Annotated in this window: 14 protein-coding genes; 9 read left to right on the forward strand and 5 right to left on the reverse strand. The window is 57.0% G+C overall.

Translation table 11 applies throughout. The annotated features are described in order from the left end of the window. Positions 1-67: 67 nt before the first annotated feature. Complete coding sequence (dgt, locus tag ACMGG1_RS20560) at positions 68-1,585, reverse strand: dGTPase (RefSeq protein WP_020825235.1); 1,518 nt, start codon at positions 1,583-1,585, stop codon at positions 68-70. Positions 1,586-1,714: 129 nt separating this feature from the next. On the opposite strand from dgt, the gene mtnN reads away from it, so the two are divergent. The 4 genes from mtnN (at position 1,715) to ACMGG1_RS20580 (ending at position 4,313) form a co-directional block, all read left to right on the forward strand. Next, entirely contained in the window at positions 1,715-2,416 is a 702-nt protein-coding gene (gene mtnN / locus ACMGG1_RS20565; RefSeq protein WP_020825234.1) for a 5'-methylthioadenosine/S-adenosylhomocysteine nucleosidase, read from the forward strand. Position 2,417: 1 nt separating this feature from the next. Beyond that, positions 2,418-3,224 carry a vitamin B12 ABC transporter substrate-binding protein BtuF gene (gene btuF, locus ACMGG1_RS20570; protein ID WP_129983319.1) on the forward strand — a complete coding sequence of 269 codons (807 nt, stop codon included), beginning with the start codon at positions 2,418-2,420 and terminating at the stop codon, positions 3,222-3,224. Beyond that, positions 3,224-3,838: a TRIC cation channel family protein gene (locus ACMGG1_RS20575; protein ID WP_020825232.1), complete on the forward strand. Its 615-nt coding sequence runs from the start codon at positions 3,224-3,226 to the stop codon at positions 3,836-3,838. Before btuF ends, ACMGG1_RS20575 begins: the two co-directional genes overlap by 1 nt. Positions 3,839-4,064: 226 nt before the next feature. Next, on the forward strand, positions 4,065-4,313 hold the full coding sequence (locus tag ACMGG1_RS20580; protein ID WP_115060077.1) for a hypothetical protein: 249 nt from the start codon (positions 4,065-4,067) through the stop codon (positions 4,311-4,313). A gap of 58 nt (positions 4,314-4,371) precedes the next feature. On the opposite strand, the gene erpA is transcribed toward ACMGG1_RS20580, so the two are convergent. Beyond that, entirely contained in the window at positions 4,372-4,716 is a 345-nt protein-coding gene (gene erpA / locus ACMGG1_RS20585; RefSeq protein ID WP_004950184.1) for an iron-sulfur cluster insertion protein ErpA, read from the reverse strand. Between the two features lie 89 nt (positions 4,717-4,805). Next, complete coding sequence (gene clcA / locus ACMGG1_RS20590; RefSeq protein WP_414160986.1) at positions 4,806-6,245, reverse strand: H(+)/Cl(-) exchange transporter ClcA; 1,440 nt, start codon at positions 6,243-6,245, stop codon at positions 4,806-4,808. Between the two features lie 179 nt (positions 6,246-6,424). Here clcA and hemL point away from each other — a divergent pair, with 179 nt between their 5' ends. Further along, positions 6,425-7,714, forward strand: a complete 1,290-nt coding sequence (gene hemL, locus ACMGG1_RS20595) for a glutamate-1-semialdehyde 2,1-aminomutase (RefSeq protein WP_116691284.1) — start codon at positions 6,425-6,427, stop codon at positions 7,712-7,714. 70 nt (positions 7,715-7,784) lie between these two features. Here hemL and ampE read toward each other — a convergent pair whose 3' ends face one another. Beyond that, complete coding sequence (gene ampE / locus ACMGG1_RS20600) at positions 7,785-8,639, reverse strand: beta-lactamase regulator AmpE (RefSeq protein ID WP_020825228.1); 855 nt, start codon at positions 8,637-8,639, stop codon at positions 7,785-7,787. Beyond that, positions 8,639-9,235 carry a 1,6-anhydro-N-acetylmuramyl-L-alanine amidase AmpD gene (gene ampD, locus ACMGG1_RS20605; protein WP_409324909.1) on the reverse strand — a complete coding sequence of 199 codons (597 nt, stop codon included), beginning with the start codon at positions 9,233-9,235 and terminating at the stop codon, positions 8,639-8,641. Before ampD ends, ampE begins: the two co-directional genes overlap by 1 nt. Positions 9,236-9,320: 85 nt before the next feature. On the opposite strand from ampD, the gene nadC reads away from it, so the two are divergent. The 4 genes from nadC to hofC all read left to right on the forward strand — a co-directional run bounded on the left by nadC (position 9,321) and on the right by hofC (position 13,501). Continuing rightward, positions 9,321-10,211 carry a carboxylating nicotinate-nucleotide diphosphorylase gene (gene nadC / locus ACMGG1_RS20610; protein WP_020825226.1) on the forward strand — a complete coding sequence of 297 codons (891 nt, stop codon included), beginning with the start codon at positions 9,321-9,323 and terminating at the stop codon, positions 10,209-10,211. Between the two features lie 199 nt (positions 10,212-10,410). Beyond that, positions 10,411-10,860: a prepilin peptidase-dependent pilin gene (gene ppdD / locus ACMGG1_RS20615; RefSeq protein WP_020825225.1), complete on the forward strand. Its 450-nt coding sequence runs from the start codon at positions 10,411-10,413 to the stop codon at positions 10,858-10,860. Continuing rightward, positions 10,857-12,305: a type II secretion system protein GspE gene (gspE, locus tag ACMGG1_RS20620; protein WP_414160987.1), complete on the forward strand. Its 1,449-nt coding sequence runs from the start codon at positions 10,857-10,859 to the stop codon at positions 12,303-12,305. The genes ppdD and gspE overlap by 4 nt, the downstream gene beginning before the upstream one ends. Then, positions 12,302-13,501 (forward strand): protein transport protein HofC, encoded by a 1,200-nt coding sequence (gene hofC, locus ACMGG1_RS20625; protein WP_217331536.1) that lies wholly within the window; start codon positions 12,302-12,304, stop codon positions 13,499-13,501. Before gspE ends, hofC begins: the two co-directional genes overlap by 4 nt. Positions 13,502-13,514: the final 13 nt, after the last annotated feature.

Genomic DNA, 13,514 nt, shown 5'->3' on the forward strand with positions numbered 1-13,514 from the left:
ACAAAACTCCAAATAAGCTCACGGCGCCAAGCAAACTGCTTAAAATAATATTTATTAGCGGAATGAATTATTCCGCTGCCATTAATCTGCGGTATTCGTCATAGGCATAAAGATCGGTCATGCCGCTGATATAATCCTGCAGCAAACGCGCGCGGAAATAATACTCCCGGATCGCCAATTGCTCGGGTGACAGGTGCTGCAAACCTTCAATCGCTTCGATATACGCCAGACGATGTTTGGTCGAAAGCTTGTGAAACAGGCGCGTTTCTATCGGATAAGCACGATGGCTGTCTTCCTGTACCAGCCGGGTAAAGTCCGCCAAAGACATTGCCAGCAACGGGCTATAGATATCCAGCAGGCCGCTGATCACCCGGTAGCCCTGCAGCTCCAGCTGTTCGACTTCAGGATGGTTGAAGACGTGTTTGAAGGCCACATTCTTGAATATTTTCAGCAGTTGGTAAGCCGGGCTGGAATCTTCCAACAGCGCCTGATTAAAGTTTCCCTGGAAAACCGCATCCAGATTATCAATAAAACGCTGCGCCGCATGCGGGACCAAACGCGCCACGGTGAAAACTCGTAAATACATGAAGAATTGATCTTCGGTGCTGCGACGCGCCCCCCCGCGATCGATCTTGCGAAAAGCACTGGCCACGGTTTTATCAAACAGATCGCCCGGCGTTACCTCACCCCACTCCTGAGTTAAATGCTGGTAAAGCTGTTCGACGGTGAAAATGTTTTTTTCCACCGCGTCTTCCAAATCCGCCACGCAGTACGAAATATCATCAGCGGCTTCCATAATATAGGTCAGAGGGAAACGGTCGAACTCGCCCATATTCAACTCACGCCGCAACCGATCGACAAATGCCTCTTCCGCCAGATAAAAGCCCGGTTTTTTCATCAGGTAGTTGTGGCTGGCTGGAATATCGCTGGCCCAGTAGGCCGGGCGGGTATATTTCAGGATACAGCCCACCTGTGCATAGGTCAGGTTAAGCTTGAGCAGGGTATACACCAACCGGATGGCCTGGGCATTACCTTCGAAGTGGCTGAGATCGTGACGAATGCGGCTGCGCAGGCGGTTAAGATCGCTCTCACCTTCGTGCAGACGCAATACGCTGACCTGGCAGCGATCGTTACTGGCGGGCTCACTGCCGCAGCTGGCAGGATCCAGCCGCTGCGCAAACCAGTCGTTAATTGCCGACTCGCCAAAATGGCCAAAAGGCGGATTACCGATGTCGTGCATCAAGCAGGCCATTTCGACAATGCTTTCAAAAGGATCGAGCAGTTTGGTCAGGCCGAGCTCGTCGATCCGCCCTGCCTGTTTGAAACGATTAAGGATCTCTTTGGCGATATGCCGCCCTACCTGTTGCACTTCCATGGAGTGCGTCAGGCGGCTGCGCACCGCGGCGTTGCGTTCGAGCGGGAACACCTGGGTTTTTTGCTGCAGACGGCGAATGGCGGCGGAATTGACAATACGCCCGCGATCGCTCTCGAACTGCCGCACTATGTCGTATTCTTCTTCGGCTTCAATGGGGTTGCTGAAGGGCCGTTGGAAGCTGATTTTCTGCTTAAAGTCGATCCCGGACATCTGTTTCTCCGCCGTTGCGCCCAGCCCCCGTGATAACAATTCCCGACGGCATATGCAACGCATTATCTCTCTATGAGAGCCATGATAGACTATGGCGCAATTCCCACACCCAATCAGCGAGTGTTATTTATGAAAGTAGGCATCATCGGCGCAATGGAGCAGGAAGTCACCCTGCTGCGCGATCAAATCGAAAACCGTCAGACCATTCAACGCGCGGGCTGTGAAATCTATACCGGCCAGATCGGCGGCGTTGACGTGGCGTTGCTGAAGTCCGGCATCGGTAAGGTTTCTGCGGCCATGGGGACCACCCTGCTGCTGGAACACTGCAAGCCGGACGTGGTGATCAACACCGGTTCTGCCGGTGGCCTGGCCAGCACGCTGAAGGTCGGCGATATCGTGGTGTCCGAAGAAGTGCGTTATCACGATGCCGACGTGACCGCTTTCGGTTACGAACCAGGCCAAATGGCCGGCTGCCCGGCGGCGTTTGTCGCGGACGACGCGCTGATTGCCCTGGCAGAAAGCTGCATCAAGCAACTGGATCTGAACGCCGTACGCGGCCTGATCTGCAGCGGCGATGCCTTCATTAACGGCGCAGAGCCTTTGGCCCGCATTCGCGCGACTTTCCCGAGCGTGGCGGCAGTAGAAATGGAAGCGGCGGCCGTGGGCCACGTTTGCCACCTGTTCGGCACCCCGTTTGTCGTGGTACGCGCAATCTCTGACGTTGCCGACAGTGAATCGCACATGAGCTTCGACGAGTTCCTGGTGGTGGCCGCTCAGCAATCCACGCTGATGGTTAACGCCATGCTGCAGACCCTGGCTAAGCGCGGTTAATGTGACGCGACGCTTTTCAGCCCTGTTGTGGCTGCTGGCATTATGGGTGGCGCTGCCTGTCGGCGCTGCCCAGCGCGTGATCAGCCTGGCACCCAATACCACCGAACTTGCCTATGCCGCCGGCATGGGCGACACGCTGCTGGCGGTGAGCGCCTATTCAGATTATCCGCCAGCAGCCAAGAAACTCGAGCAGGTCGCCTCCTGGCAAGGCATCAATCTGGAGCGGGTACTGGCGCTAAAGCCGGATCTGATCCTCGCCTGGCGCGGTGGCAATCCGCAGCGAGTGCTGGATCAGCTTGCCGCATTCGGCATTCCGATTTTCTATGCCGACGCCACTACTCTGGATGATATCCCCCGCTCGCTGGATCAACTGGCCCAATACAGCCCGCATCCTGAACAGGCGCATCTGGCCGCAGAGGCTCTTCGTCAGCAAATTGCCGACCTGAAAAACAAATATCCTCACACTCAGCCAAGACGGGTCCTGCTGCAATTCGGCACCCAGCCCTTGTTCACCACTTCCGGTGCCACCCTGCAAAGCCAGGTGTTGTCGCTGTGCGGTGCGGAAAACATCTTTGCCGACAGCCGCATGCCATGGCCGCAAATCAGTCGTGAGCAGGTGTTGGCGCGTCAACCCCAGGCCATCGTTATTACCGGCGACCAAAAAGAGATTGCCAGCGTAAAAGCCTTCTGGGCGCCGCAACTGCAGGTACCGGTGATTGCGCTCAATGGCGACTGGTTCAACCGCGCCGGCCCCCGCATCATGCTGGCTGCGCAACAGCTGTGCAGCCAACTGGCGGAGATCCGTTAATGCTGGTGTTTTGGTTGGATATCCTGGGTACGGCGGTTTTCGCCATTTCCGGCGTATTGCTGGCGGGCAAGCTGCGGATGGATCCCTTTGGCGTGCTGGTGCTTGGCGTGGTCACTGCGGTCGGTGGCGGCACCATTCGCGACATGGCATTGGCTAACGGGCCGGTATTTTGGGTAAAGGATCCAACCGATCTGGTGGTGGCGATGATCACCTGCGTACTGACGCTGCTGCTGGTGCGCCAACCGCGCCGCTTGCCTAAATGGATCTTGCCGGTGCTGGATGCCGTCGGGCTGGCGGTGTTCGTCGGCATCGGGGTAAATAAAGCCTTTGCCGCCGATGCCAGCCCATTAGTGGCAATCTGTATGGGCGTGATCACCGGCGTTGGCGGCGGCATTATCCGCGATGTGCTGGCGCGTGAAATCCCCATGATCCTGCGAACCGAAATTTACGCTACTGCCTGTATTATCGGCGGCATCGTACATGCCACGGCCTTCGCCACTTTCGGTATGCCGCTGCAGCAGGCGATGATGCTTGGCATGGTCATCACGCTAGCCATCAGGCTGGCGGCCATTCGCTGGCACCTGAAACTGCCCGCATTTATCCTCGAGCGCTAATCCCACTCCGCCCGATACCGGGCGGAGTCTTATCACGCCCCCACTCCCTAGAGCAGAATATTCGACCAATTAATAAACAAATGTTATTATCTGCGTCTGAAAAAATCAGGGAAAACAATGTAATAAACTTTTTAAGTTCAAGTTAACCATTCTTCCGCCCTGTTAAATTTTATTAACTTTTTGCCGATAAGCCATTATGTGATTGCTTACGGATGGCTTTGTCCTAATGATGAAAAATATTATCTTATTGTTCAGCGTACTGCTGTGCAGCTCTCTCGCTTACGCCGGTACCACCAGCGGCAAAATCGGCGTCAGCCTGACCTTAATGCCTATGTGCAGCGTAGATGTCAGCGACACAGTCCCTCAGGTGAAATGCGGCAATGCGACCGACGCCCAACCTAAGGTAACCCGTAGCAGGTTACAAAACGAAAGCGGCAGTGAAACCTATCGAGAATTGGTCACCGTAGAATGGTAGCCATAAAAAAACCCGCAAACCGGTGAGGTTGGCGGGTTTAGTACTGCTGCACGCAGGATCAGACGCTGAAGGAAGATCCACAGCCGCAGGTGGTTTTGGCGTTCGGGTTAGTCACCACGAAGCGCGAGCCTTCCAGGCCTTCGGTATAGTCGACCGAGCCGCCCACCAGATACTGCAGGCTCATCGGGTCAACCACCAGCGCGACGCCCTGCTTCTCGATAGTCATATCACCATCGTTGACCTTGTCGTCAAAAGTGAAGCCGTATTGGAATCCGCTGCAACCGCCACCGGTAATGTAAACCCGCAACTTCAGATTCGGATTTTCTTCATCAGCAATCAGGACTTTAACCTTGCTTGCTGCTGCCTCGGTAAATTGCAGGGGCAGTGCTGTTTCATCACTCATACTCTTTACTCCCAACATTGTTCTGCATCAGGTCGCTACAATGGCGGCCGGATTAATGTTAATGATTATCCAATACCTGAGTGTTGCGTTCAAGTATTCACCGCATTTGTTGTATTTTCTTTACCTGTTTTATCGGCCGCCTCGCTGGCCTGCGACGCTTCCTGCCGTTGTAAGGTGCGGGCCAATATGGAGGAATACAACGGCTTGCCCCCGAGGAACTGCGCCACCAGCGTAGCACCCAGACAGGTAATTATCATTGGCAGGATGAGCTGGTAATTGTCGGTCATCTCCAGCACCAGCACGATCCCGGTCAACGGCGCACGCACCGTGGCAGCAAACAGGGCGCCCATGCCGGCAATAGCGAAGGTGCCGGCTTCGATGCCGTACTCGGGGAACAAATGCCCGCCGGCCAGGCCAAAGGCGGTGCCAAACAGCGTACCCAACGCCAGCATTGGCGCAAAAATGCCGCCCGGTGCGCCGGAACCGAAACACAGCAGCGTGGTGATCACCCGGGTGATAAAAATAAACATCAGCATGCCGACGCTATAGTTGCCCGCTGCGGCGATCGGGATCAGGCCAAAACCGCCGCCAGCGGCTTCGGGCTGGATCAGCCCCAGAATGCCGCAAATACCGCCGAGCAAACCGCCCATCAGCAAAATTTTGCGCATTTTTCCGCCGTGCAGGCGAGCGAACATATCCTGAGTGCGGAAGACCAACGCGTTGAACATCACCCCCACCGCACCAAATATTGCCCCCAGCACCAAATACAGCCAAAGGGTATTGATCGGCGCCGAGGAAAGCTTGCCCACCGCAATCACCGAACCTTCCCCGTTGAACAGCTGGAACACCACGCTCGACATGATGACGCCGATAAACACCGCTTTAATCGAAATCAGGTTGTAGCGGAACTGCGGCCGCATCTCTTCAATGATAAACAAAATGCCCGCCAGCGGGGCGTTAAAGGCCGCAGACAGGCCGGCGGCTGCACCGGTTGCCAACAAAGAATGGCGCGCTTCGGCACCGCGCATGCGGAAGATATCCAGCACCATGCGCCCGACGTTGCCGCCCATCTGCACCGTAGGCCCTTCGCGGCCCAGCACCATACCCGCGCCCAAGGTGCCCATACCGCCGATAAATTTTACCGGGATCACCCGCCACCAGCGCACCGGACGCAGCTCTTCCAATGCCCCTTCGATCTCCGGTATGCCCGATCCCCCTGCCTCAGGAGCAAAGCGACGTACCAGGTAATATCCCAACATCGCCAGCGCGGCGGAAAGAATAAAGGCCAGCGGCCAAACCAGGATCCAATAATCGGCGACCTGCGCCAGCGCGGAAAAGCGCTGCTGCTGCACCCAATCTACCGCCTTATCAAAGGCCACCCCGAGCAGCCCCGCCAGGGTGCCCACCAGCGCCGCCATAAACAGGATCGCCACCGGCGTTTTATCCCGACGTAAAAGCTCGCGCACTGCGTCACTGCGTTTTAGACGTGGGGCCTGCGCCACCCGCGGCTGTTGCTGTAATTCAGTCATAATGGGTTATTCATTAATGGAATTAAATGTAATACAAATAGGCTAGTTGATTATTCTAACCCACCCGCTAATCGATCGCCCCTCTAAATAGGTATCTGACTGTGATCGTTTCATATCGACGAACACTTCACTAGAATAGCGCGGTCAAATCATTCAAAAGAGAATCCAGGAGCCGTTCTATGAGCTTAAACAGCAAGTCCGAAAGTCTGTATGCCGAGGCAAAACAGGTAATCCCAGGCGGGGTTAACTCTCCGGTGCGTGCATTCAACGGCGTTGGCGGTGTGCCGCTGTTTATCGAACGGGCGGACGGGGCTTACCTGTTCGACGTCGACGGCAAAGGTTATATCGACTACGTCGGTTCCTGGGGCCCGATGGTGCTGGGACACAACCACCCGGCGATCCGCAATGCGGTCATTGAAGCGGCGCAGCGCGGCCTGAGCTTTGGCGCGCCGACCGAGATGGAAGTTAAAATGGCGGAGCTGGTTACCGAACTGGTGCCGACCATGGACATGGTGCGGATGGTGAACTCGGGAACCGAAGCCACTATGAGCGCCATCCGTCTGGCACGCGGTTACACCAACCGCGACAAAATCATCAAATTTGAAGGCTGCTACCACGGCCACGCCGACTGCCTGCTGGTCAAAGCCGGCTCCGGCGCGCTGACCCTGGGCCAGCCTAACTCCCCGGGCGTACCGGCCGATTTCGCCAAGCATACCCTGACCTGTACCTTTAACGATCTGGATTCGGTGCAGGCTGCATTTGAACAATATCCTTCCGAGATCGCCTGCATCATCGTCGAGCCGGTCGCCGGCAACATGAACTGCGTTCCGCCACTGCCGGAGTTCCTGCCGGGCCTGCGTGCACTGTGCGACAAGTACGGTGCATTGTTGATTATCGACGAAGTCATGACCGGCTTCCGCGTGGCGCTGGCCGGGGCTCAGGCTCATTATGGCGTGGTGCCGGACCTGACCTGTTTGGGTAAAATCATCGGCGGCGGCATGCCTGTCGGCGCCTTTGGGGGCCGCCGTGAAGTGATGGATGCGCTGGCGCCAACCGGGCCGGTCTATCAGGCGGGCACCCTGTCAGGCAACCCGATTGCGATGGCGGCCGGCTACGCCTGTCTGACCGAAGTCTCTCAGGTCGGTATCCACCAGACCCTGACCGAACTGACCGATATGCTGGCGGCTGGCCTGCTGCACGCGGCTGAAGAAGAAAACATCGCGCTGGTGGTTAACCACGTTGGCGGGATGTTTGGCCTGTTCTTTACCGATGCACCGGCAGTGACCTGCTACCAGGACGTGATGCAGTGCGACGTAGAACGCTTTAAGCGCTTCTTCCACCTGATGCTGGAGGAAGGGGTGTATCTGGCGCCTTCTGCCTTTGAGGCCGGCTTTATGTCCGTTGCGCACAGCAAGGAAGACATTCAGCGCACCATCGATGCCGCACGTCGCTGCTTCGCCAAACTGTAAGACGCATCAAGCCAATAAAAACGGGCGCCTGGCGCCCGTTTTTATTTCCATCGTGCCCCCCGCTCTGGCTTTAGAGCAAGGCTCCGTAAATGGTCAGCAGCGCCACCACCACCACGATAATCATCGTCACCTTACGCGCCAGGCTGACCGCTGCCCTTGGCGTCTGCACCGGATCCATATGGGGATCGCGCGCCAGTGAAAACTGCGCCAACCGCGTCAGCACCTGATACGACGAAGAGTGACGATCGCCCAGAGACGCAAACCACGCCGGTAACGCTCTTTCACCGTGACCAAACAACGCGTAAGCCACGCCGGCCAGACGCACCGGGATCCAGTCCAGCCAGTTCAGCAGATGATCGATGCCTGACTGCGAACGCTCCAGCGGCGTGTTATGGCGTGCCAACCAGGTCTGGTAAGCGCGCAGGAAAGAGTAGCCTGCCAGCGCGATCGGCCCGTAAGGCCCGCAGACCACAAACCAAAACAGCGGCGCCAGATAATAACGGAAGTTAATCCACAGCAGCGCATTTTGCAGTTCACGCAAGCGCAACTCTTCGCTGCAATCCACCGGCAAACCGTGGATCAACGCCAGTTCTTCCGCCATTTGATCGCTGGCATGGGCATCCCCCTGCCGAGCGGCCTTCAGATAGGCCCGATAGTGTTTACGCTTGATCCCTGCGCCGACACACAGCAAATCAATGACGATCCACAGCAACAGCGTCACTACGCCGAAAAACAGTCCCTGGGACAGCCATAAAATCCCTGCCACCACCACCATCCAGGCCAGCGTCATCAGCAGCGTTTGCGCCAGTGAAAACCGATGCAGCCGTTGAAATACCACCTCAAGGCGATGATCCAACTGCCAATGCTCACCCAGCTTGAATAAACGTTCCCACGCCAGAACCAGTAACAGCGTAAACAGCGTCATTAGCGACTCCTCTCCCTTTCCATTGTTCCAAGCATAGCGTCATCTGGCCCGCCAGGTTGTTCCAGAGATGCCAGATATAAATCCCAATCAAACGCCGGGCCGGGATCGGTTTTACGGCCTGGGGCAATGTCACTGTGCCCGGTGATATGCGCCGCCAACGTCGGATAATGCCGGATCAGCAGCGCGGTCACCGCGTTCAGACTTTGGTATTGCTGCGGCGTGAACGCCACATGATCGGTACCTTCCAGTTCAATGCCGATCGAAAAATCGTTACAGCGCTCTCGTCCCTGATACGACGATACGCCCGCGTGCCAGGCTCGTCGGTCAAAGGGCACATACTGAATGATTTCACCGTCGCGACGGATCAGGCCGTGCGCCGAAACGCGTAGTTGATGAATATCAGAAAAATAGGGGTGATCCGCAGGATCAAGAGTACCGGTAAACAGCCGATCGATATAGGGGCCGCCGAACTCGCCGGGCGGCAGGCTGATATTGTGGATCACCAGCAGCGAAGGCGCCTCCTCATTCGGGCGAAGATCGCAATGCGGCGAGACAACCCGGGTTACCCCGACAATCCAGCCTTGTTCTAACTGCATCAGACACCTCTGGGCGGTGGTACTTGTCACGGCAACAGAGTAGCATGTTCCCCCTACGATCTTACCGTCCATTTCGGAGTTTTCTATGCCGACACGCCGCTACAGTGCCGACACTCGCCGCACCGAGCTTCTTGAACGAATTGAAAGCGATATCCCCTATGCCGTTGCCCAGGCGCTGCGTGAAGACCTGGGAGGCGAAGTCGATGCCGAACGCGATATTACCGCGCAATTGTTGCCGGCCGATACCCAGGCCGAAGCCACGATCATCACCCGCGAACCCGGTATTTTTTGCGGAAAACGCTGGCTGAATGAAGTCTTTATCCAGTTGGGCAACCAGGTGAAAGTGGATTGGCTGGTGGCGGACGGTGATAGCCTGGTGCCAGACCAAGCGCTTTGCAAACTGACCGGCCCGGCACGGGTGCTGCTTACCGGTGAGCGCACTGCGCTGAACTTTGTGCAGACGCTTTCCGGCGTAGCAACCGAAGTCAGCCGCTATGTGGCACTGTTGCAGGGGACGAAAACCCGCCTGCTCGATACCCGCAAGACCCTGCCAGGGCTGCGCACCGCGCTGAAATATGCCGTATTGTGCGGCGGCGGCAGCAACCACCGTCTCGGGCTGTCCGACGCCTTCCTGATCAAGGAAAACCACATCATTGCCTCCGGCTCGATTAAAAAAGCGGTCGAAAAAGCATTCTGGCTGCATGCCGAGGTGCCGGTCGAAGTGGAAGTCGAATCGCTGGATGAACTGCAGCAGGCGCTGGACGCCGGTGCAGACATTATCATGCTGGACAATTTCAGCGTCGACATGATGCGCGCCGCCGTGACGCAAACTCAGGGCCGTGCACAGCTGGAAGTGTCCGGCAACGTGACCAGCGAAACCCTGCGTACCTTCGCCGAAACCGGCGTGGACTATATTTCTGTAGGCGCGCTGACCAAACATGTGACCGCCCTCGATCTGTCCATGCGCTTCAAATAACCCCTCTCTCCGCACCTCCCTGAACTACCGGGGAGGTGTTCTTTCATCAAAACTGCGAAGCTCGCCCCATCTCTTTTCCCCTCTGCTGCAACCTCGATCGAATGCTGTGGAACTGCGCCTAAAAACAGCCATCACCCGCTCGAAGCGTCCCGCTGGCCTGATTACTCTGGCCTCCACATTGACATGGAGGAAGCAACGGATGGAAACGCAGCGCGGTTTTACCCTGATAGAACTGATGGTGGTGATCGCCATTATCGCCATACTGAGCGCCATAGGTATTCCTGCCTATCAGCGCTATATCCAAAAGGCAGCGATGACCGACATGCTGCAAGCCATGACGCCGTATAAGCTGGCCGTTGAACTGTGCGTGCTCGACAGCGGCACGCCGACCGGCTGTAACGCCGGTAGCAAAGGCATCCCTACCGGCGACGCCTCACGTTACGTCAGCGCGGTTCAGGTCAGCCAGGGCGTGATCTCGCTGACCGGCTCGCAAACGCTGCAGGGATTGACGGTCGCACTGACGCCAACCCAAAATGCCAGCGGCCTGACGCGTTGGACACGCCTGTGCACCAGCGAAAACAGCAATCTGCAGGAAACCTGTCAGGAAGTTTTCCGTTTTGACACTACCGCCGCGGCGCCGACATCATGAGTACGGCAATCAGCGATGAAATCCATACGCTATGCCAACGCTACCAGGCATTGGCTCTTAGTGAGGATGACCAGTGCCTGAACGTGGCCCTGACGACGGAGGCACCACAAGCGCTATTATCAGCCCTGCGTTTTGCCACCGGCAAACGCATTCATCTGGAACAGTGGCCGGCAGCCAGGCTGGAATTGGAACTGAACAGGCGGCAAATGCAGGGCGATAGGCTCGAGCAGCCCACTTCGGAAGAGCAATTCGACGCGGCATCATTAAACGACGACAGTGACGCACCCGTGGTGCAGTTTATCAATCAGACGCTCCGCATCGCCATTCAGCGACGAGCCTCGGACATTCATTTCGAACCTTACCAGCAGACTCTCCGTATCCGGCTACGCATCGACGGCGTGTTGCAGGTGATAACCTCACCGCCATTCACGCTCGCGGCTCGCCTCACGGCTCGACTGAAAATCATGGGGCAGTTGGACATCGCCGAGCGCCGCCTGCCGCAGGATGGTCAGCTCAGCGTCCGGTTGGATAACGCTAGCTACTCCATGCGTATCGCCACCCTGCCCACCCTGCACGGCGAAAAAGTGGTGCTGCGAATTTTGCAAACTGAACGCCAGGAGCTGCCGTTGAATCGGTTGGGTATGGATCCGACAGCACTGGTGCAGTTTTCCTCTGCCTTATCCTGCCCGCAGGGCATGATCCTGGTCACCGGCCCCACCGGCAGCGGCAAAACCGTCACGCTATACGGCGGTCTGCGTCAGTTGAATGACGCGCAGAGTAATTTATGCAGCGTCGAGGATCCGATTGAAATTCCCCTGTTCGGTATCAATCAGACGCAGACCAACGCCAAAACGGAACTGGATTTCTCCCGCGTATTACGCGCCTTGCTGCGACAGGATCCGGACGTCATCATGATCGGTGAGATCCGCGATCGGGAAACGGCTGAGATCGCAGTAAAAGCCGCTCAAACCGGCCACCTGGTGCTTTCCACCTTGCACACCAATTCCACCAGCGAAACCCTGACGCGCCTGACTCATATGGGCATCCCGGGCTACCTGATTGCCGCCTGTCTGAAGCTGGTGATCGCACAACGTCTGGTGCGAAAGTTATGCAGCCACTGCCGCTATCAACAAAGCCTGCCCGTACGTTTTCCCGCAGCCATTTGGGCAACACCTCTGCTGCCCTGGAAGGCCGATGGCTGCGAGCACTGCTTCAGCGGCTACTATGGCCGCACCGGGGTATATGAACTGTTGACCATTACCCCAGAGGTGCAAGCCGGCCTGCTGGAGGGGGCCGCCCCCAACATGTTGGCTGAAATCGCCCGGCAGCAGGGGCAGACCACGCTGCTGCAAGCCGGACTAACGCTGGTCGCCCAGGGCGTCACCTCGCTGGAGGAGGTATACCGCATTGTAGGTGTGATTGCCGACGGCGGAGGCGCTCAGTGAAAACGCTGCGCCTTTTCCTCTGGCAGGCCATTGACCCGCACGGACAACTGCGTGAGGGTGAGCTGATGAGCGGTAAGAAGAATGAGGTCAGCCAGTGGTTGATCGAACAAGGACTGCAACCCTGCCAGATCAACAGCGGGAAACGTATTTCACCGGGTCAATGGCGCGGTGAACCCCTGATTCAGTTCACCCGCCAGTTGGCAACATTGCTACAGGCCGGATTGCCGCTGGTCAGCGGGTTACAATTGCTGGCGGCAGAGCACCCGTCAGCTGCCTGGCGCTGCCTGCTGCGGGAAGTGAGTGAACAGGTACGCCAGGGCCAGCCATTTTCTGAAGTTATCGCTGAGCAACATGCCGTGTTTCCTTTGATCTACCGCCAGCTAATCGCCATTGGCGAGCTGACCGGTCACCTGGACGAATGCTGCCTGCAACTGGCCCAACAACAGGAAGCACAGCAAAAACTGCAAAAGAAAGTCATCAAGGCGCTGCGTTACCCTTTGTTTATCTGCGCGGTGGCGCTGTTGGTAAGCATTTTGATGCTGGTGATGGTGTTGCCGGAATTTGCCGGCGTCTATCAGTCATTCAATGCGCCGCTGCCGTGGTTTACCCAAGGATTGCTGAACCTTTCCACCCTGCTGATCGACAGCGGTCCCTGGCTAACGGCGATTCTGGTCTGTATGTCATACACCTATCTTCGTCGTCTGCATCCGCAGCCTCAATGGCGCAGGCGCGAACAGGCGGCGCTGTTGCGTCTGCCACTGATTGCGCACTTGATTAAAGGCGGCTGCCTGAGCCAAATATTCCGTATTCTGGCCATGACTCAGCAAGCTGGGCTCAGCCTGGTTGACGGGTTGGCTGCGGCGGCGCTGTCGGTGGATAACCTGTTTTATCGCCAGGCAATTGACAACATCAGGCAACAGATTTCGCAAGGGCAGACTTTTCATCGCGCCCTGGAACAGCAGGCGCTTTTCCCAACGCTGTGCCAGCAACTGGTACGCGTGGGCGAAGAATCCGGTTCGTTAGATACCCTATTGGGCAAACTGGCCGCGTGGCATGAACAGCAAACCTTTGAGCTGGCCGATACCCTGGCGCAAACGCTGGAGCCCCTGTTAATGCTGGTGGTAGGCGGGATCGTCGGCACATTGGTGATCGCCATGTATCTGCCGATATTTCAGTTGGGGAATGTTTTGGGGTAAGTCCGTCAGTGAT

Source organism: Serratia sp. BNK-12, from assembly GCF_047456085.1.
Classification (GTDB): Bacteria; Pseudomonadota; Gammaproteobacteria; order Enterobacterales; family Enterobacteriaceae; genus Serratia; species Serratia liquefaciens.

Excerpts from the sequence above, each read along its gene's own strand:
- dgt (WP_020825235.1), bottom strand. The coding sequence starts at position 1,585 with ATGTCCGGGATCGACTTTAAGCAGAAAATCAGCTTCCAACGGCCCTTC.
- mtnN (WP_020825234.1), top strand. The coding sequence starts at position 1,715 with ATGAAAGTAGGCATCATCGGCGCAATGGAGCAGGAAGTCACCCTGCTG.
- ACMGG1_RS20575 (WP_020825232.1), top strand. The coding sequence starts at position 3,224 with ATGCTGGTGTTTTGGTTGGATATCCTGGGTACGGCGGTTTTCGCCATT.
- ACMGG1_RS20580 (WP_115060077.1), top strand. The coding sequence starts at position 4,065 with ATGATGAAAAATATTATCTTATTGTTCAGCGTACTGCTGTGCAGCTCT.
- erpA (WP_004950184.1), bottom strand. The coding sequence starts at position 4,716 with ATGAGTGATGAAACAGCACTGCCCCTGCAATTTACCGAGGCAGCAGCA.
- clcA (WP_414160986.1), bottom strand. The coding sequence starts at position 6,245 with ATGACTGAATTACAGCAACAGCCGCGGGTGGCGCAGGCCCCACGTCTA.
- hemL (WP_116691284.1), top strand. The coding sequence starts at position 6,425 with ATGAGCTTAAACAGCAAGTCCGAAAGTCTGTATGCCGAGGCAAAACAG.
- ampE (WP_020825228.1), bottom strand. The coding sequence starts at position 8,639 with ATGACGCTGTTTACGCTGTTACTGGTTCTGGCGTGGGAACGTTTATTC.
- ampD (WP_409324909.1), bottom strand. The coding sequence starts at position 9,235 with ATGCAGTTAGAACAAGGCTGGATTGTCGGGGTAACCCGGGTTGTCTCG.
- nadC (WP_020825226.1), top strand. The coding sequence starts at position 9,321 with ATGCCGACACGCCGCTACAGTGCCGACACTCGCCGCACCGAGCTTCTT.
- ppdD (WP_020825225.1), top strand. The coding sequence starts at position 10,411 with ATGGAAACGCAGCGCGGTTTTACCCTGATAGAACTGATGGTGGTGATC.
- gspE (WP_414160987.1), top strand. The coding sequence starts at position 10,857 with ATGAGTACGGCAATCAGCGATGAAATCCATACGCTATGCCAACGCTAC.